This is a genomic window from Pseudomonas sp. YQ_6 (assembly GCF_043103245.1).
Classification (GTDB): Bacteria; Pseudomonadota; Gammaproteobacteria; order Pseudomonadales; family Pseudomonadaceae; genus Aquipseudomonas; species Aquipseudomonas alloputida.
On sequence record NZ_JBICJR010000014.1, the window covers coordinates 59,966 to 78,712 of the forward strand.

Annotated in this window: 15 protein-coding genes; 12 read left to right on the plus strand and 3 right to left on the minus strand. The window is 60.3% G+C overall.

Features of this window, described 5'->3' with window-relative positions; translation table 11 throughout:
- Positions 1-18: 18 nt before the first annotated feature.
- From tssM to vasI, 3 genes are read right to left on the minus strand one after another with little or no spacing between them, the layout of a single operon-like run.
- Positions 19-3,639, minus strand: a complete 3,621-nt coding sequence (gene tssM / locus ACF8FG_RS04380) for a type VI secretion system membrane subunit TssM (RefSeq protein WP_070383807.1) — start codon at positions 3,637-3,639, stop codon at positions 19-21.
- Complete coding sequence (gene tssA / locus ACF8FG_RS04385) at positions 3,636-5,099, minus strand: type VI secretion system protein TssA (protein ID WP_014591434.1); 1,464 nt, start codon at positions 5,097-5,099, stop codon at positions 3,636-3,638. The genes tssM and tssA overlap by 4 nt, the downstream gene beginning before the upstream one ends.
- Positions 5,087-5,737 carry a type VI secretion system-associated protein VasI gene (vasI, locus tag ACF8FG_RS04390; protein WP_023389543.1) on the minus strand — a complete coding sequence of 217 codons (651 nt, stop codon included), beginning with the start codon at positions 5,735-5,737 and terminating at the stop codon, positions 5,087-5,089. The genes tssA and vasI overlap by 13 nt, the downstream gene beginning before the upstream one ends.
- 326 nt (positions 5,738-6,063) lie before the next feature.
- On the opposite strand from vasI, the gene tssB reads away from it, so the two are divergent.
- From tssB to ACF8FG_RS04450, 12 genes are all read left to right on the plus strand, one after another.
- On the plus strand, positions 6,064-6,567 hold the full coding sequence (gene tssB, locus ACF8FG_RS04395) for a type VI secretion system contractile sheath small subunit (protein WP_014591436.1): 504 nt from the start codon (positions 6,064-6,066) through the stop codon (positions 6,565-6,567).
- Positions 6,568-6,584: 17 nt separating this feature from the next.
- A complete protein-coding gene (tssC, locus tag ACF8FG_RS04400) occupies positions 6,585-8,075 on the plus strand; it encodes a type VI secretion system contractile sheath large subunit (protein WP_019436866.1) in 1,491 nt (496 codons plus the stop codon).
- Positions 8,072-8,482: a type VI secretion system baseplate subunit TssE gene (tssE, locus tag ACF8FG_RS04405; RefSeq protein WP_010953542.1), complete on the plus strand. Its 411-nt coding sequence runs from the start codon at positions 8,072-8,074 to the stop codon at positions 8,480-8,482. Before tssC ends, tssE begins: the two co-directional genes overlap by 4 nt.
- A 3-nt stretch (positions 8,483-8,485) precedes the next feature.
- Positions 8,486-10,252: a type VI secretion system baseplate subunit TssF gene (gene tssF, locus ACF8FG_RS04410; protein ID WP_019436868.1), complete on the plus strand. Its 1,767-nt coding sequence runs from the start codon at positions 8,486-8,488 to the stop codon at positions 10,250-10,252.
- Positions 10,216-11,232, plus strand: a complete 1,017-nt coding sequence (tssG, locus tag ACF8FG_RS04415; RefSeq protein WP_070383806.1) for a type VI secretion system baseplate subunit TssG — start codon at positions 10,216-10,218, stop codon at positions 11,230-11,232. The genes tssF and tssG overlap by 37 nt, the downstream gene beginning before the upstream one ends.
- Positions 11,229-11,798, plus strand: coding sequence for an FHA domain-containing protein (locus tag ACF8FG_RS04420; protein WP_019436870.1), 570 nt, complete (start codon positions 11,229-11,231; stop codon positions 11,796-11,798). The genes tssG and ACF8FG_RS04420 overlap by 4 nt, the downstream gene beginning before the upstream one ends.
- Positions 11,795-12,592, plus strand: coding sequence for a type VI secretion system lipoprotein TssJ (tssJ, locus tag ACF8FG_RS04425; protein WP_318078914.1), 798 nt, complete (start codon positions 11,795-11,797; stop codon positions 12,590-12,592). Before ACF8FG_RS04420 ends, tssJ begins: the two co-directional genes overlap by 4 nt.
- A 55-nt stretch (positions 12,593-12,647) precedes the next feature.
- Entirely contained in the window at positions 12,648-13,985 is a 1,338-nt protein-coding gene (gene tssK, locus ACF8FG_RS04430; RefSeq protein WP_019436872.1) for a type VI secretion system baseplate subunit TssK, read from the plus strand.
- A 1-nt stretch (position 13,986) separates the two neighbouring features.
- Complete coding sequence (gene icmH / locus ACF8FG_RS04435) at positions 13,987-14,856, plus strand: type IVB secretion system protein IcmH/DotU (protein WP_070383804.1); 870 nt, start codon at positions 13,987-13,989, stop codon at positions 14,854-14,856.
- A gap of 133 nt (positions 14,857-14,989) precedes the next feature.
- Positions 14,990-15,505: an Hcp family type VI secretion system effector gene (locus tag ACF8FG_RS04440; protein WP_070383803.1), complete on the plus strand. Its 516-nt coding sequence runs from the start codon at positions 14,990-14,992 to the stop codon at positions 15,503-15,505.
- Positions 15,506-15,576: 71 nt separating this feature from the next.
- Complete coding sequence (locus ACF8FG_RS04445) at positions 15,577-17,745, plus strand: type VI secretion system Vgr family protein (RefSeq protein ID WP_392518616.1); 2,169 nt, start codon at positions 15,577-15,579, stop codon at positions 17,743-17,745.
- Positions 17,742-18,665 (plus strand): DUF4123 domain-containing protein, encoded by a 924-nt coding sequence (locus tag ACF8FG_RS04450; protein WP_392518617.1) that lies wholly within the window; start codon positions 17,742-17,744, stop codon positions 18,663-18,665. The genes ACF8FG_RS04445 and ACF8FG_RS04450 overlap by 4 nt, the downstream gene beginning before the upstream one ends.
- The last annotated feature ends 82 nt before the right edge of the window (positions 18,666-18,747 follow it).

Genomic DNA, 18,747 nt, shown 5'->3' on the forward strand with positions numbered 1-18,747 from the left:
CTGCGCCCCTGACGATGCTCATGGTCGCTGCCCATCCGGTAGCACCGCCTGCACCACACTGGCTGGCTGTTGCAACAAGCCTCGGGGCAAGCGGAAGCCTTTGAAAGGTTGCTGGGTAATGGGATTGAAGGCTTTTTCAGCGTTAAGCCGATAGCGCATCACGCCATCTCCGGTCCTGAAGCTCAGGTCCACGCTGGTCGCCGTCCGGCCATTGAGCGCGCCGCGGCTTAGCAAGCGGAACATCGACCACGGGCCACGGTACTCCAGGCTGCTGCTGTTGCCATTTTGCCTTAGCAAGGTGAGATTGCTGCGGACCTGCTGCCCAAAGGTATTGGGCCAGACAATACCCGTGATATGGCTTGGCCCATGGGTGTAGGCAATCAACTGGCCATCCAGGTCCAGCAGGCTGGTACGCTGGTTCGCACTGAGCCCCAAGGGCTCGATGCTGAACTGCACACTCAGCTTGCCACGCTGATCGAAGAATGTTTCGCGGATGCGCTCCGCCAGCTCGAGCTGCTCGATCACGTCGTCACGAATCAGGGATTGCCCGTGCTGAGCGGACTGCAAGGCCTCAAGGTTGTCCTTCAGGAAAACCTTGAGATACCGATCATTAAACTGCTGCAGGCGCCCTTTCGGTCCGAAGAACGCCTCGAAGTCATCCAGCGAAGCATCGGGTGCCTTCACCACAAAGGGGTAGCGGCCTGCCAGGCGTTGCTGGAAAAAACTGTACACGTCAGCATCCCAACGTCGCTCCAGTTCGCGCAGTGCTTCAACGTTCAGCACCTGGGCAGTCTGGTCGGCGAGCTTTCTGACCTGGTGGCTGATAGGCTCCGGTAAACCTGTAGCAATACGTTGCAGGGTGCCGATCGGGTCCTGCCCTGTCATCGCAAAGCGCTGATGCACGGCTTGCAACGCAGCCTTGCCGCGGTCCGGGCTGTCTTGTACGGCCTTGGCGTAGTCCAGCACGGCCGCAACAGCGCCAAGGGTTTCATCGTAGTAGCTCGGCTTTTCTCCTGTCGCCTGCAGCATGGCGCCCAGGCCTGCAAACGCCCGCTGGATGGCCAACGCTTGCTGTTGCTCGGGTTTTCCGGTTGCTACCCGCAGCGTACTCAGCTCACCTGGGGATTCAACAGCTGTTGAAGACGCAAGCGAGGTGTTATCCCTGACCGTGTCCAGCAGCCGCTGCAACGGTGCTGCGGGGCCGGTCAACTGCTCCAGGATCGCGACACCATGGTCCAGATCACGGAAGTCAGCCACCGTAAACGCGTTCAGGGCGCGCCGCCAGCTGTCAATGTAATCGGCGCTGTAGAGGTTATACAGCCGCTCGGTCAGCGCATCGCGGTCGACGTCCGAATAGTCGAGTTGACTGCGCTCCCCCAATGCCCATTGATCAACCATCGCCATTTCAGCGAAGCGCTGGCTGTGCGGCTCGAAGTATTCCCTGAAGCCTTTGGCGGTGAGCATGGCGGCCAGCCTTACATCCTCACCCCCTTGTCTGGCCCCGGAAGACGGCTGGTACACCACGTCGAACGCAGGCCCTACCTGATGACGCAGGTCCAGCCCGGCGTGCAACTGCTGGTACGATTGTTGTTTCAGCGCTGCATAGACCCGCTGTGGCAATGGCAATTTGCGCAACGCCTGCTGCACTTCGCTGACCCGCTGGCGGTACTGCGGCAAATCGGTATCGGCATAGGCCAAGGCGTATTTCAGGTGCTGCATGAGGTCACGCTGCAACTGCCCCTGGCCAGGAAAGGCCCGTTGCCACTGACGGGCCATCCAGCCCTCGACCCATTCGGGCCGGCGGCTGTTACGGTCCTCGATCATCCGGTAAACCCTGAGCGCGTCCATTTGTTGCTCGCTGCCAGGTGGTGCTGCGTTCATGGCATCGATCACACCACTGGCCAAGGCCGGCAAGAAACGTTTGGACAACAAGCTGAGGTACGCCTCATCAACCAAGGGACCAATGTTGCGCCCTTGATACAAGCCAAAATCGGCAACCAGCGGCCAGGCCGCACGATAGTCGCCAAACACCGCCACCGCATCGCGAATCAGGTCCAGTGGCGCCAGCAGGTTGCGCCCGGTCGGATCAAGACGCATATCGACTTCGTGACTACTGTACTCCTGGCTTTTGGCGAGTACACTGGCAGCCTTGGTGCCATTGATATCGGCGTAACGCTGCCAGCTGGCAATGGCGATACTGAACGCCAGGATGCCTACACCAGAGCCCACCCACAGCAAGTGGCGCTTGCTGCGCGCAACCCGAACATTGTCGCCCGCCAGCCCGGCTTCCTGATAAATAACACGCCTGAATGCTTGCTGGATGAAATAGACCAACGCCTTCCCCTGTGCCTTACCTTCACGCAGGGGCAGCTTCGTCGTGTAGGGCTGAGCCGCTTCTCGGACAAAGGCATTGCGCATGTCGCCTTGCTGTACCACTGACGACCAGTACACACCACGTACCAAGGGTGGCGTGGTGAACCGGTCACTCGCCAAGGTTTCGCGCAGGAATGCCTGCAGTATGGGGCGCAACCCGATCAACTGTGCATGCAGTGAGAACAGGCGCCCGCACGGCGCTGTCTTGCCCAGTACATCCAGCCGGTCGATGACCTGCTCCTGCAATTGGGTGAGAAGCCGCCCGTAGTGCTCGTCATACTCATCCAGCCAGGCGTCGAACGCGTCAACCGCATCCAGCTTGAAGGTGAACCCCAACAGGCTTTCACGCTTGGCGGCCGGAAGCTGGCTGTAGAACTGGTCGAAGCCGTCCAGCAGATCGAATTTGGTCAGTACCACGTACAGCGGCAGGCGCGCCCCCAACTGACTGCTCACTTCGTACAGGCGTGTGCGCAACCCATGGGCCAGCGCGACGCGCTGCTCAGGCTTGCCATGCAGCAGCGCCGGCAGGTCGACCACCAGCAACACACCATTGAGCGCCCGCTGGCTTCGCTTACGCTGCAGCCAGCCCAACAGGTGCTCCCACAAACGGGCCTGGATACCGGGCGGCGCGGAGGCATTGGTGGGGTCGTTGGCCGCCGAGCCAGCCGGTGCTTTTTGACTGATGAAAACACCGGGCGGATCGATGATCACAGCATCGTCACTGACCCACCAGCCTACCGGGAAGGCCAGTGCTTCAGCCTGTCGGCCCCGTGCCTGGGCCTGGTCGATACGCGTCAGGGTGAAGCGCTGATCGGTGCGATCGATGAAGCTGCTTTTACCGGACTGTTCGTCGCCCAACACCAGGTACCAGGGCAGCCGGTACAACGCGCGTCGCCCACCGGCATTATCGAGGTACCGCTCAAGCCCCTGGCTCAACGCCCTCTCTTGCGCCTGCACGAACGGTAGCGCGACATCCTGTTTGGCAGCCAGTGCCTGGCGGCGCTCCGCTTGCAGGCGGCGAAAGCGCGTGCGCAGCACCCAATGCCAGCACAGAAGCGGCACCAGCACGAGCACCAGGCTTGCCACGCTGCGATGAGCCACACTTGCCAGCGGTTGCTGCTCACGCCACGTCCATTGCGGTCCAAGCCACCAGATAGCGACCAGCATCAGCAAGGCACCAAACCCGAGCAGCAGCGGCAGCGCCAGGCCAATGCGCGTTACCCACGGCCAGCCCCAACGTTTGAGTTGCGTCCATATTTGTTTCATCGAGGCTCCTGATCCTTGTCTTGAACTGCCAGCGCTGGGGATGCGGCGTACTGCTGAAGCCGCTGAAATACCTCGGGCTCCCACGCACTGGCGGTGGTTTGCTGCATGGTTCGGGCAACGCTGGCGCACAGGTCCTGGGCCAGCCAGGACACGCCCCGCGCGGCCAGCAGATCGGCTGCAATCACCGTGGTGTGGCAACGCTCACGGGGAGCACGAAAGCCCGCTTGCAGCCCTTGCAGCCGAAGGAGCAGCGGTTCTACGCCACCGGTTTCCAGCTGGCTGACCAGCTCCTCGCGCAGACCGCTGAACTCCTGGGGGGTTGCACCTTGGCCTGACGGCCCTTGCGTGCCCTTGAGCCAGGCCAGGCACTGGTCGTCGACAAATACCAGCCCGTCGCTGAAGCACAACTGCTGCAGCGACGGCATACGCTGTACAAACCGGGCGGTGGCACAACGGATGGCCTCGGCCACCTCGCACATCGCCAGCTGTGTGGCGACGGTCGCAGCCAGAAAGCTGCCACGAATCCAGAAGGGGCAAGCCGTCAGGCTCTTTTCAATGCGCTGCAGCAAGGCGGGGTCAACCACCTGACTGGCTATGGCCTCTTCATAGACCCGCGTGATATCCAGCGGCACCGCCATCAATTCCGTACGGTTGCCCTGCCTGACTTGGGGAGCAACCTGAATGTGCGCCCACAGACCGAAACGCCGTAACTGGTAGCCGGTAGCGTCGTAAGGATCCTGCTGGTTGATGAGCTCGGCCATGGACAGCACGGCCCGGCGTGTCTCACGCTCATTGCCCATCGACATGCGTGACACGGGTGTGGCGATGACATCGGCCAACGGTGCAGGCTTCTCGGTTGCAGCCGGCGCTTTGGGCACAGCAGCCTCGCCGCCACCGCTGGCAAGTTCCGAGTATTTGCCTAGCAGGCGCTCAAGTTCGCCCAGTGCTGCCGTGTCCAGCTGCACCGTTTCCTGTTGTTGCAAGCGTTTCAAGGCAGCCTGCGCTGCCGCTGCGTGGGTCGGGGTGTAGGTAAAACGATCAAGACGCGGGAGCGCCTCGGCCAAGCGATCGATCACCAGGGCAACCAGCTTGCGCTTGCCCAGGAAGCCTTTCGGTCCCGGCTTGGGATGAGCGGCCTCCCAATAGCACTCGAGCATGCCGGCCAGCAACGCCAAAGTGCACCCCCACCGCTCCCAGCAGCCGCTACGCAACCATGCGGCACTCAGGTGCGCAACGATTCGCAAGTGCTTGCACTGCAGGCCCAGGTACTGACGGGACGCGTCTTCGATGTAGACCCAGTCGATCGAGGCTTCCTGCAGCCCACCCAGCTTGACCATCTCCTGATCAATGGCCTGGTAGGTTTCGTCCTCGACATCGAACAGGCCAGCCGGAACTGCCGGATCAATCGGCGCGAGCAACCGAGTGACCTCTTCCCCGGATACCTGCGCTACCACCGACATGTGCTTCGCGCCCGGCTGATCAAGGGGTCCAGGCCTTGCGCATCGAAGGTCAGCCCGTCGACCTCGCCGTGATCACTCACAACCTCGATACGCTGGGCACCGATCAGCTTCCTGATCTGCTCAATGGCGGGTAGGCCCCGCCCGGCATCGAGCACTTGGCCGTTCTCCATCACCTGCCAGGGCCTCTCACGGGTCGACCAGCCCTCCCCGCTCAGGCGTACCTTGACCCAGCTTGCTTCGATCGGGCGCCTGGAAATCAGCTGTAGCCGGGAGATGGCCTGAATGCAACTGATTGCCATGTAGGCACGTTCATCACCCGATGCGATGGCGGGCGCCGAAATCACAAGCGCTGGTGCGCCTGCCCCGTCCTGGGGCTGGCTCCCGATGCGAAACGTCAGGTCATCCGGCGCCCGTTCAGCTTCATTTGCCATTACACGTAACACAGTGGGGGCCTGCTGCTCCGGTGCAGACCACTGCCGTTTTGGCGTGTACGCCGGGGTGCCAGCAGCCTGATCGAAACAGGCCAGTCGCTCGACGTTGGACACGATCCGGGGACAGTCCCGCGTGGAGCCTGCCAGCACCGGCTGCAGACAAAACAGCAACGAGAGACCGGCGCCATATGCACAGCGGTTAATCATCCTGAATTTACTCTCCGAAAAGTACTAACGGCCTATATAGAGCAAAGAACTTTCCTACAAATAGATAGCGATACCCATGCACCCGCTCGACCAACTAAAACAATTCCAGCAGAAGCCTATTACACAGCACCTAATGCACACAAACAAATATTTCCTTACATCTTAATGCTCGACCAAAGATCACTCTTGCGTGCATGGTTTTTATAGAAATTGGACAAATAACCCAACCCATTGAACATATGTGGGAATCTTCCTACAAGACCGAGACAATAATAAACACAACTAGCACATGAACATCCTACAGCCCAACAGGGAGTTGCGTACCGATGTCTAAAAATACGGGATCCGTTGCGCCGAAAGAACGCGTCAATATCAAGTATGTCCCCGCTACCAGCGATGAGCAGGCTGAGGTGGAGCTGCCGCACAAGATGCTGGTGCTGGGCGACTTCGGCCTGGATGACAACCGGGCGCTTGAGGACCGTCAGGTCATGCGCATCGATAAACATACATTCAACAGCGTGTTGAACGACGCCAACGTGAGCCTGGACGTAAAGGTACCGTCCAGGCTCGGCACCGCCCCGGATACCGAACTGGCCGTCCACCTGCAGTTCAGGTCCATCAACGATTTCGGGCCGGACCGGATCGCGCGCCAGGTGCCCGAGCTGAACAAGCTGCTGGCGCTGCGCGAAGCACTGGTCGCCCTGAAAGGCCCGCTGGGTAACGTCCCGGCCTTCCGCAAGCAATTGCAGCACCTGCTTAACAACGAGCAGGCGCGTAAGCAGCTCGCCCAAGAACTGGACCTGGTGCTAGAGGCGCCAGAACAAGATTGAGACAACGGAGCGTCCACATGCCCAAGCCAAGCAGCACCGCCATCACCACAGACGCAACGGCCGACACATTGAGCAATGCCACCTTGCTCGACCAGATCATGGCAGAAACCAAGCTGGTGCCTGCTCAGGAGGGCTACCAGATTGCCAGGCAGGGCGTATCTGCCTTCATCACCGAAATCCTCAAGAGCAATGACCCGGATCAACTGATCAACAAGCACCGGGCCGACCAGATGATTGCCGAGATCGACCGAATGCTCGGCAAACAGATGGATGCCATTCTGCATCAGCCTGAGTTCCAGCAGCTTGAATCATCATGGCGCAGCCTGAAACTTCTGGTCGACCGCACGGACTTCAGGGAGAACATCAAGCTTGAAGTCTTGCATGTCACTAAAGAGGACCTGCTCGACGACTTCGAAAATGCTGCTGACATTACCTGCAGCGGTATCTACAAGCATGTTTACACCGCGGGTTATGGCCAATTCGGGGGAGAGCCGGTTGCGGCCATGGTAGGCAACTACAACTTCGGCCCCTCTTCCCCTGACATCAAGTTGCTAAGTTACATGGCCTCCGTTGGCGCCATGTCCCATGCCCCTTTTCTTGCTGCACCGGCCCCCGAATTCTTCAATTTGAACAGCTTCGAGGAGCTGCCTAACCTCAAGGAAATAAAAGACCTCTTCGCCGGCCCTCGGCATGCCAAGTGGCGCGCTTTTCGTGAAAGCGAAGACGCCCGCCACGTCGCCCTGACCGGGCCGCGCTTCATGCTTCGCTCCGCTTACCACCCGCAGGAACAACCGATCGAGAGCTTCAACTACAACGAAGACATCGCCGGGCAGCACGACAACTACCTATGGGGCAATTCTGCTTTTCTGTTAGCCAGTTGCATCAACGACAGCTTCGCCCGCTACCGCTGGTGCCCGAACATCATCGGCCCCCAATCGGGCGGTGCTGTCGAAGACTTGCCGGTCCATCTGTACGAATCCCTGGGCCAGTTGCAGGCCAAGATTCCTACCGAGGTGCTGATATCCGACCGCAAGGAATTCGAACTGGCTGAAGAGGGCTTCATCGCCCTGACCATGCGCAAAGACAGCGACAACGCCGCGTTTTTCTCCGCCAACTCGGTACAAAAGCCCAAGCACTTCCCGAAAACCCCTGAGGGGCTGCAGGCCCAGACCAACTACAAGCTGGGTACCCAGTTGCCCTATCTGTTCATCGTCAACCGGCTGGCCCACTACATCAAGGTGCTGCAGCGCGAGCAGATCGGCAGTTGGAAAGAGCGCCGTGACCTTGAGTCCGAGCTGAACAAATGGATCAAGCAGTACGTCGCCGACCAGGAGAATCCGTCTGCGGACGTTCGCAGCCGCCGGCCGCTGCGTGCCGCCCGTATTGAGGTCTCGGATGTTGCGGGTGACCCGGGCTGGTACCAGGTTTCGCTCGCCGTACGTCCGCACTTCAAGTACATGGGCGCGAACTTCGAGATTTCCCTGGTCGGGCGGCTCGATACGCAATGAGTGGTCTTTTTGATCGCCTGATGGTGGACCAGTGCACCCGCCGGGAGGCCTCCCGACGCGAGAGCGCTTCCCACAAGTTCGCCGCCATCAAGCGCCACCTCGAAACGCTGCTGAATGCCCGTCAGGGGTGCTCCCAGAGCAGCCCTGAGCTGGGCCTGCGCGACTTCAATGGGCATGACGTGAGCAACGGCGACTTGCTTGTGCAGGTGAGCGCGGATATCCGCCGCACCCTCCAGCGCTTCGAGCCGCGCATACAGGTACGCACGCTCAACGCAGTGCCCGATACCCATGCCCCGCTGGAGCTGCATTTCAGGCTGGATTGCCTGGTACAGGTCAACAACCACGCAGAGCAGCTGCAACTCGAGCTGCTGGTCGATGGCCACAACCGCTACACGCGCGTGAGGTGACCGATGTCTCTGAGAGACCGTTTCAGTGAAGAACTGCGTTACCTGCACGAACTGGGGAACGACTTTGCCAAGGACAACCCACAACTCGCGCGGTTACTTGGCAAAGGTGCCAGCGACCCCGATGTCGAACGCCTGATGGAAGCCTTCGCGTTCCTGACCGCCAAGCTACGGCTGAAGCTGGAAGACGACTTGCCAGAGCTGACCCATCCCATGCTGCAGTTGCTCTGGCCGAACTACCTGCGCCCACTGCCCAGCGCGACGATCATCAAGTTCAGCCCGGTGAGGCAATCCCTCAGCCAGTCACAACGCATCCCAAAGGGGTCGCGGCTGTTCTCGAAACCGGTAGACGGCGTGGCCTGCGAGTTCCGCACCTGTACAGCGGTCAACATTCATCCGTTCGAGATCGACACGGTGGCAGCCACCCAGACATCCGACAGTTCTGTGATCTGCATCGGCCTTCAATCACTGGTTGAGCGGCCGTTGAACAGCCTGGGCTGTACCAGCCTCGACTTTTACCTCAGCGGCGATACCCGAACCGCTCGCACGCTATACCTGTGGGTTTCTCAATATCTCAACCATGTCAGCGTGACCATCAATGGCGAGGTTCGTCGGCTGCCGGCAAACAGCATCGCATTCCCAGGGTTCAGCTCCAACGACGCCTTGCTGCCTTACCCACAGAACGTCTTTGATGGCTATCGCATCCTGCAGGAATACTTCGCGTTCCCTCAACGCTTCCACTTTTTCAGCGTTACCGGCCTGGAAAAAATCTGGCCAGCTCATGACAGCCAGCAGGTACACCTTGAATTTCACTTCACGCGCCAGCTACCCGACTCGCTGCGTGTCGGCAAAGCAGATTTCAACCTGTTCTGCGCACCTGCGGTCAACCTGTTCCAGCACAGCGCCGAGCCCATCGACCTGTCCGGCAAGGACGCCATGGTTCCACTGAAGCCCAAGGGCACAGCGCCGCACAGCTACGAAATCTTCAGTGTCGACCAGGTGATCAGCACCCGAACGACGACTGACGGGAACACGGGTGAGCACCTTCGGACCTTCCGTCCCTTCGAGTCATTCGCCCATGAAATCGAGCACGTCCAGGGGCGCACGGCGCTGTATTACCGCTGCCAGCTGGAAGAATGCCTGCACGGCAATGGCGTCATGCATCGAATCGCCTTTGTCCGCGCCGACGCCAACAGCTACATAGGCGAGCTGGAAACCGCGTCCATCGACCTCACCTGCACCAATCGGGACCTACCGCTGGCGCTAGGCGTGGATGACATCAACGTCCTGAGCGAACTTACGCCGCCGCTGGCCACCTACACCAATCTCTGTATCCCCACCCGCCCCTGTCGCCCGGTGCTGGACGGCCAGTTGCAGTGGGCATTGATCTCCAACATGTCGCTCAACTACCTGTCCATGCTCTCGGTAGAGCCGCTGAAAGCGGTGATCCGCGCCTACGACTTCATGGCCCTGCACGACATCCAGCAGGCTCGCACCACCCGTAAACGCCTGGAGGGTATGCGCGACATTCATACGCAGCCCATGGATTGGCTTTTCAAGGGGCAACCCATTCGCGGCCTGCACACCCGGCTGAAACTGGACCAGACCGCCTTTCTCTGCGAAGGCGATTTGTACCTGTTCAGCTGTGTGCTCGCGCACTTCTTCGCCCTGTACGCCAGCATCAATTCCTTCCACCAGCTGGAAGTGATCAACACCACCAATAATGAGCACTACACATGGCCAATACAGACCGGCAAGCAACCGCTGATCTAGCCGACAAGCTGCTCTGCAAAGCGCACCAGTATAACTTCTTCCAGTTGCTGGAGCGGTTGCACGGGCTGCATGGCGATGACCTGGAGCCGCGTTGGCCGGACAAGGCCACCCGGTTGCGCGTGCGCCTGGCCTGCGACCCACGGCTGACCTTTCCTGTATCGGACGTGTACAAAGCCCAGCGAATGCCCGCTGAGGACGAGCGCTACCGCATCGTTGCCACGTTCCTGGGGTTGCACGGCACCGATTCGCCATTGCCCACCTATTACCTGGAACAGGTGGCGTATGAACATGCGCATGGCATCGGTGTACGGCCGGCCTTCTTCGACTTCTTCAACCACTACCTGCTCAGCCTGTTGCACCGTATCTGGCGCAAGTACCGCTATTACATCCGCTTCCAGCCAGGTGCCAGTGACGGGTTCTCGCAGTACGTGTTTGCCCTGCTTGGGCTTAACGACAAGCAGTTGCGAGGCGACACGGCGCTGCCCTGGAGTCGCCTGCTCAGTTTTGCCGGCGTGATCGCCAGCCGCAGCCGTGCGCCGGGCACTGTGGCCGGCATCATTGCGCACTGCTTCGACCTCAAGCAGGTGCACATCCGCGAGTTCGAGACGCGATCAGTCGGCACGCCGTCCAGGCAGCTTGCAAGGCTGGGGCGGACCAACGGCCAGCTGGGCAGCACGTTCATGATTGGCAGCCGCACGCGCACTCGCAGCAGCAAGTTCACCATCGTGATCAGCGAACTCGACCAGACGCAGCTGCGGGACTTGCTGCCCAGCGGCATCAACTTCGGCCGTTTGCGTGCACTGATCGACTTTCTGCTGCGTGACGGGCTGGCCTATGACCTGGAACTGCGCCTCAAGCAGAGCACGTTGTCACCCTTCTGCTTGCACCGCAGCCAGGCCGCATACCTGGGCTGGACCAGCTTCGTCGACGACCGGCATGGCCAGATCAGCCCGGTTGTACGTATCCGGGGGCGCACATGAGCACAGTCACCTTGAGCATCACCAACCTCGACCAACTGCAGCACGGCGTTACTGCTCGCCACCTGTTCGATTGCAAGGGCGGCACCATCGGCAGCGGGCGAGCAAACTGGCGGATCAATGACCGCGATCAGGCCGTTGCGCCCATCCACTGCGAAATCCGCTGGATCGAAGGCAGCTTCTGTGTGATCGACCACTGCCACCGCACCTACGTCAATGGCAGTGCCAACAGCCTGGGGCCGCTTCCACCCAGGCGCCTGGTTGAGGGTGACCAGCTTCTCATTGGTGCCTATCGCCTACAGGTTCAGTACTCCCAGGGTCAGGCCTGCACACGCTCGCTGGAGGACCTGTTCAACCCGGAGCCGAGGATGCTCGACCGCCTGCTAGCCGAAGGGCCTGCACCCGCTTGCCCGGCACAGCCTTCTACCCCACAACCAGCCGTCGAGATCTGCTCGGTCTTCAAAGCAGCCATGGGGAATGACCCTCTGGCAGCGCTGGACGCAGCAGACGGTGAAGGGGCACTCCGAGAAAGCCCGCTGCAGCGCCTGATTGCCGGAGCATACCCATGAAGCCTCATCCACTTCTGCTCGCCACCCTGCTGCTTGCGCTGGTCGTGCCCACCGGCTGCACCTCTTTGAGCAGAATGAGCCAGGTGGCCATGGACCACTCGTTGCCCATCGGGCCGCCCAAGGATCACCCGACCGAGATCGCATTCAGCATCAATGCCAGCCCTACCCTCAACGGCAATCCGAACAGCCTTGAGGTCGCAGCCGAACAGGATAGCGCCCTGGAGCCCAGCCCCTACGCTGTGACCCTGAGTGCTGGCGACCCCTATGCGTTGACCGAAAAAATCGGGGTTCTGTTCGAATACCTGCAAGCGCAATTCCCGGCCATGTCCACCGTCGAGCTGGACGAAGAAGACGATAGCGACCCGGCGCGCTCGCCCCTGGAGGAAAGCGGCCCCGGCAGCTACGACGACCCTCAGGTGGCGTTGACCTTGCCGCGCACCACAAGCGTTGCCTCAGCGCTGGTCGCTACGCCCATTGCCATCACGATCCTGCAACTGCGTGACGACTCACTGCTGCGCAACACCGTGTACCAGCTACTGGAGCAGGACCCGGCCAAGGCGCTACGCAGTACCTATATCCGTAGTGACGACTACCTGCTGCGCCCTGGTCAGTTCAAGTACATCCCGTTCGAACCCATCCACGCCGAAACCCGCTTCGTTGCGGTGATTGCCGACTACCGAGGCCATGAAGACGCCAGTTGGCGGCAAGTACTGCGCATTCCGCCGCGTGGCCGCCAGATCATGCTGTCGGTGTTGGTCAACGACACGCAAATCGTGCTCAAGGAAGAAGACTGATGGCGCCTCATCACCCTTTGCCCTTCCTGCTTACTCACGCTGACACGGAGCGCCCATGAGTTCACGCAATCCCGTTCTCTGGCCCGAAGGCCTGTTCGTCAAACCACAGCATTTCCAACAAGCGGCCAGAGCCAGCGAAGCAGCACTGCACCAGCGCCTCGCCAGCCTCAATGCAGCCTTCTACGGCTTCAGCGAACTTCAGTTGAACGACGAATACCTGAGCCTGGGCAAAGTCGCCATCACCCGGGCGCGAGGTGTGATGCCGGACGGCACGGTGTTCGACATTCCCGCCGACCTGCCGCCACCGCCGCCGCTGGAAATCGGCGACGACGCGTGCAAAGACAGTGAGGTGTATCTGTGCCTGCCGCTGCGTACCGATGGCGGCCGCGAAGTGAGCTGGCCCGACAATGCAGCCAATTTCCGCTATACCGCCCAGGCACAGGAAATCAAGGATACCCACACCGCTGACGGTGACCTGGTGCAGGTAGACCTTGCGGTGCCCAACCTGCAGCTCAAACGCAAGACCGAAGACAGCAGCGCATACACCCGCCTGGCCCTGGCACGTATTCTGGAACGGCGCCCCGACGGCAGCCTGCAACTGGACGAAGCGTTCTACCCCACCAGCGTTTCGGTGCGGGCGGTGCCAGCGCTGCAGCGGTTTCTTGAAGAAATCACCAATACCTTGCGCGAGCGGGCGCGCGGCCTTGCCACGCGGATTGGTGCATCGGGCCAGTCCGGGATCGCCGACATTCGCGACTTCAACCTGTTGCAGGCCATGAACCGTTGGTGGCCATGCTTCCAGCATCTGGCCAGGCAAGCGCAAACGCACCCCGAGCAGCTGTACCTGTGCATGAGCCAGGCCTGCGGCGAATTCGTCACCTTCACCGACCAGAACAGGCTGCCGCAGGAGTATCCCGCCTATCACCACACCGCACTGCGCACCTCCTTCAAACCGCTGGAAGACACCTTGCGCCGGTCTCTGAGCACCGTCTTGCGGCCGCGCGCTGTTTCACTGCCGCTGGAGAGCGAACAATTCGGCGTGATGACGACCACGCTGGAAGACCGCCGGCTGATCGATGAAGCCGACTTCATCCTCGCCGTGCGCGCCAGCATGCCACCACAGGCGTTGCGCCAGATGTTCATCCAGAAAGCAAAGATCACCTCACTTGAGTCACTAAATGACCTGGTGCCGCTGCAATTGCCAGGCATCCCTTTGTTGCCTTTACCGGTAGCGCCCCGCGATCTGCCCTTTCATGCGGGCTTCAGCTACTTCGAGCTGGACCGACGTGACCCGGCCTGGGCGTGCATGAGCAAGGCGAATGGCTTCGGCATCCACATTGCGGGCGACTTCCCAGGGCTTGAACTGCAGTTCTGGGCGATCAGGAGTGAGTGACATGGGAAAAGACAACAACACGCCCACCGATGAAAACAACGCTGCAGTCAACGCGCTTGATTCAACCCTTGAACAGCCAGTACCCGCCCCCCGGGCTGCGGCAACCAATGGGCAAGCATCCACGGACAAACCCGAGCCAGAGCCCGTTTCCGAAGGCTACCCCGCTGACCCGGAATTTCAGCTGCGGGGCGGCTTCGCCAACCTGATGCTGGATGCCGCATCACCGTTGTTCGGCTTGGTTATACGCCTGCGTACGCTGGACGAGCTGCCGAACATCCAGGACGTGCACCAGCAAGTACGCAGCCAGATCGACAACATTCAGGAAGAACTGCGCCAGCACGGTTACGAGCCGGCTCAGTTGCTGGCGTACTCCTACGGTCTGTGCCTGTTCATAGACGAGGCCGTTATGGAGCGCCCCTGGGGCAAGAGCAGCTGCTGGAGCCAGGAGCCGCTGCTCAGCATCTTCCACGACGAGACCTGGGGTGGGGAAAAAATCTTCACGTTGATTACCCGCCTGATGCAGGAGCCCAAGCGTTACCAGGACGTACTTGAGTTCATGTACTACGCCCTGTGCCTTGGGCTGAAGGGCAAGTACGCGCTCGCACCGAAAGGCGAAGAAACACTCAACGCACTGATTCACCAACTGCACGGGATCATCCGCGAACTGCGCGGCCCTACCCCCGAAGAAGTCTGCGACCCCTACACCAATGTGGCCCCACGCAACTTCCGCATGAGCCGGCAATGGCCCTGGTGGAGCCCCTTGGTGATTTCCGCCATCGCCATGGCGGTGGCCTACGGGATCTACAGCTACCGCCTGCACCTGATCACAACCGAGGTGCTGGAGTCGCTGAACGGCATTTTGCAGCAATAGCCAACCGTGACACAGCACCACTGAATTCAACGAATTCGCGAGGTTTTTGCCTCGCTGACAAGCCCATCGTTTCCGATGGCCACGCCACCCGTGGTGCGCGTGCTTTACCCACATGGACGCAGGAGTAACTGCCATGCCAACACCCGCTTACATCAAGATCGTAGGCCAGACCCAAGGCAACATCACCGCTGGCGCCTTCACCGCTGACTCCGTCGGCAACGTGTTCCAACAAGGCCATGAAGATCAAATTCTGGTTCAGGAAATCAAGCATGAGGTGACTACGCCCACTGACCCCCAGAGCGGTCAACCGAGTGGCCAGCGCGTGCATAAGCCTTTCATATTCACCAGTTCACTGAACAAAGCTACCCCCCTGATGTATCAGGCACTTGCCACCGGCGAAATGCTGCCAACGGTCGAGGTCAGCTGGTATCGCACCTCGTCGGAAGGCAAACAAGAGCATTTTTTCACCACCACGCTAGAAGACGCCACCATCGTCAGCATCAATACCGTGCTTCCCCACGCACTCGACAAAGACAATGAAAACTACACCCAACTGATTGAAGTGTCCCTGGCTTATCGAAAGATCACGTGGGCTCACGATGTAGCCAATACCGAAGGCTCTGACGACTGGCGCAATCCGATCGCCTGATCTAACTGAAACGTCCCAGGCAGGCGCGCTGCCTGGGCTTTTCGAATACTCAGAAGGCCGAAAGGATATTTATGCCTAGCCAATCTGAATTACGCTACAGCTTTGAACCACTCGTGGGCAACACTGAGTTCGAAGTGGTGTCGTTCAAGCTCAAGGAGGCGCTCAGTCAACCGTTCACGTTGACCCTGGACCTCATCAGCTTCGAACACGATGTCGACTTCGGCCACCTGCTCGACAAACCCGTGCTGTTCACCATCTGGGACGATGGCCGCCCCGTACGCTACGTACATGGCCTGGTCAGCAGCTTCAGCCAAGGCGAGAGTGGCTTCTACCGTACTTACTATCACGCCTTGGTCGAACCGCAACTGGCCCGCGCCAGGCTGCGCTCGAACTGGCGCATCTTCCAGCACAAGACCGCCCCGCAAATTCTCGAGCTGATGCTCAAGCGCCAGGGCATCGACCAGTACGAACTACGCGTCAGCATGGACCATCAGGTGCGCGAATTCTGCGTTCAGGCTGGTGAGACGGACTTGGCGTTCATCGCCCGCCTGGCGGCCGAAGAAGGCTTCGTCTACCGCTTCGCGCACAGTGAAAAGCTGCACAAGCTAATCATCACCGACAGACTGCAGTCACTCGGTCTGATAAGTCACGGTGTCATCAAAAACGAGGACGACGCCGAAGGCTTCTACCGTGAGCGTGAACCGTCAGCCCCGGACACCGTGCTGTACCATTCCAACCACGGCGGCGACCAGCCTCAACCTTGCCTAAGGCGCTTGCGCTACAGCGAGCAAGTGCGTACTGCACGGCAGGTTCAACGCGACTACACCTTCACCCACCCGGCCTATCGTCAGGAACACAGGGCCTCGGGCCCCTATCTTGAGCACCAGTCCACGGATTATGAGTGCTTCGACTACCCCGGCCGTTACAAACGCGATGCCGTTGGCAAGCCGTTCACTGAAAACCGCATCACCGGCTTGCGCCATGACGTGCGCATTGCCGAGGTGCAAGGCGACGATGTGCGCCTGCAACCAGGCCTGAGCTTCACCCTGACCGGCCACCCGCGCGAAGACCTGAATGTGCATTGGCGGGTCAGCACGGTTCGCCACGAAGGCAGCCAGTTCACCAGCCTGCAGGAAGAAGCTGCCGGGGCCGACCAGGGCACACGTTACGAGCAAAAGGCGGTACTGGTGCCAGGCAGAACCGAGTGGCGCCCAGCTCCGTTGCCCAAACCCCGCGTTGACGGCCCGCACATGGCAACCGTGGTGGGGCCGCCCGGTGAAGAGATCTACTGCGACGAATGGGGCCGGGTCAAGGTCAGCTTCCCCTGGGACAGAGAAAGCCAGGACAATGCGTTCAGCTCCTGCTGGGTGCGCGTATCCCAAGGCTGGGCCGGCGGCAGCTGGGGCTCGATGGCCATCCCACGGATTGGCCAGGACGTGATCATCCACTACGTCAACGGCGACCCCGATCAGCCGATGATCACCGGCCGTACTTACTGCGGCAACCAGCTGCCACCGTACGACCTTCCCCGTCACAAGACCCGCATGACCATCAAGAGCCAGACCCACAAGGGCGATGGCTTCAACGAGCTGCGCTTCGAGGACGAACTGGGCCAGGAGGAAGTGTTCATTCATGCCCAGAGGGACCAGAACAATGTGGTCAAGCACGATGAGACTACGCAGGTCGGCAATGACCGCAAAGAGCAGGTCGATAACGACGAATCGATCCTGATCGGCCACGACCGTACGGAAACGGTTGGCAATGACGAGCACATCACCATCGGGCAGGACGCCGCGCTCGACATCGGCAGAAACCACACGATCAGGATCGCCAAGGACCGTGTCGAAAACATCGGCAATCACCGTCACGACCAGATCGCCGCCAATCACCACACCCGTATCGGTGGCAACTTCGAGCAACGGGTCGAAGGGCATGCCGAGCTGGAAGCCCGTGGGGATATCCGTAGACGTACTCGCCGTTATGAACTTCGAGCATCGGAAGCCGTGGTCATCCAAGGCCCTGGTGGCTCCATTCGAATCGACGAAACAGGCATCACCCTGGACAGCCCGACGATTCGCATCACCGGCCAGATGCTCAAGTCGGCAAATGGGACGACAAGCCCCTTTTCCATCAGCAGTGCACCGAACACCGGCAAGCCTCTGGAGCGCTTGTGTGGGCGCCGCCCTGATGGTTCCTGCCCCCTGCCCGATTGCCGCTGTATCCGAGGGTCAGGCCAATGACTACACCGTCATCAGCTGCTCCGCGCAGCGAAGACTTCGCTCATAACTGCCGCTTTCTGCTGCTCATGACCAGAGCAATCGAGTACTGGGCCTATCGGCCCATCCCGCAGGAGGGTGAACTGGTTCCTGCTTATGCCCCATCGGTAATCGACCTTATCAACGCTGTCAGCCGGAATACTCAAAAGGCATGGTTATGGAAGAGCAGCGCCCTGGATGACCGTCATGAGTTTGGGCCTTTGCTGGTGGACGTTGCAGACGCTCACGAGCTGCTTGCCCATGCAATCACGACCTGGATGCCTATCGGTGGAGCCATCGCGCTGGATGCCGAGGTTGGCCTGACAGCGCTGGCAGACCACTTCACCAGCCTGGTGCAGGTCGTGCTCCCTGACCAGAGCGTTGCCACTCACCATGTCACACCGGACCATCTTGCAGCCTGGCTGGATGCGCTGGACGACGACCATCGCAAGGCCTGGCTTGGCCCGGTGTCTCGGTTGGCATGGCGAGTCAACTGGGGGCCGGCTCATGAGTGGAAAACACACGAAAACAAGCCGATTGCTGCCCGCTCAAGATCAGAACTGCCTTTGACCCTCCAGCAGCTTGAACTTGATCGGCTGCAAGCAGGCATGCACGAGCACTTTGTCCTCTCATTGGCGCATGAGGTCTTGGCCATGCCGCCCCATGCCAACCATACCTTGGCGGACATACGCCTATGGATAGTAACACTCCTGCCGCAACTGAGAGCACTCAATTTCCGGAGCGAGGAAGTTGCGGGCCAATTCATTCGGCTGCTAGCCGGGCACATGTGGCTGATGAGCAATGACAAGGCGGGAAAAATCTACACCAACCTCGAAGAGTCGCCCCAGGCCCGCCTTCGCGAGCTCCAGGCACTGGTCGAAAGCAAGGAGCCTGCCCATGACTAACGCCTCCGTCAGCAGCGCCACCTCCGGCCCGGCCTGCAGCGCACGCGTGCCCATCCTGCCAGTGCGCTACGCCATCGTGCCC

Coding starts and splice junctions, on each gene's coding strand:
- tssK (WP_019436872.1), top strand. CDS start 12,648: ATGAGTTCACGCAATCCCGTTCTCTGGCCCGAAGGCCTGTTCGTCAAA.
- ACF8FG_RS04445 (WP_392518616.1), top strand. CDS start 15,577: ATGCCTAGCCAATCTGAATTACGCTACAGCTTTGAACCACTCGTGGGC.
- tssF (WP_019436868.1), top strand. CDS start 8,486: ATGTCTCTGAGAGACCGTTTCAGTGAAGAACTGCGTTACCTGCACGAA.
- tssG (WP_070383806.1), top strand. CDS start 10,216: ATGGCCAATACAGACCGGCAAGCAACCGCTGATCTAGCCGACAAGCTG.
- ACF8FG_RS04450 (WP_392518617.1), top strand. CDS start 17,742: ATGACTACACCGTCATCAGCTGCTCCGCGCAGCGAAGACTTCGCTCAT.
- tssB (WP_014591436.1), top strand. CDS start 6,064: ATGTCTAAAAATACGGGATCCGTTGCGCCGAAAGAACGCGTCAATATC.
- tssE (WP_010953542.1), top strand. CDS start 8,072: ATGAGTGGTCTTTTTGATCGCCTGATGGTGGACCAGTGCACCCGCCGG.
- tssM (WP_070383807.1), bottom strand. CDS start 3,639: ATGAAACAAATATGGACGCAACTCAAACGTTGGGGCTGGCCGTGGGTA.
- tssA (WP_014591434.1), bottom strand. CDS start 5,099: ATGTCGGTGGTAGCGCAGGTATCCGGGGAAGAGGTCACTCGGTTGCTC.
- tssC (WP_019436866.1), top strand. CDS start 6,585: ATGCCCAAGCCAAGCAGCACCGCCATCACCACAGACGCAACGGCCGAC.
- vasI (WP_023389543.1), bottom strand. CDS start 5,737: ATGATTAACCGCTGTGCATATGGCGCCGGTCTCTCGTTGCTGTTTTGT.
- icmH (WP_070383804.1), top strand. CDS start 13,987: ATGGGAAAAGACAACAACACGCCCACCGATGAAAACAACGCTGCAGTC.
- tssJ (WP_318078914.1), top strand. CDS start 11,795: ATGAAGCCTCATCCACTTCTGCTCGCCACCCTGCTGCTTGCGCTGGTC.
- ACF8FG_RS04440 (WP_070383803.1), top strand. CDS start 14,990: ATGCCAACACCCGCTTACATCAAGATCGTAGGCCAGACCCAAGGCAAC.
- ACF8FG_RS04420 (WP_019436870.1), top strand. CDS start 11,229: ATGAGCACAGTCACCTTGAGCATCACCAACCTCGACCAACTGCAGCAC.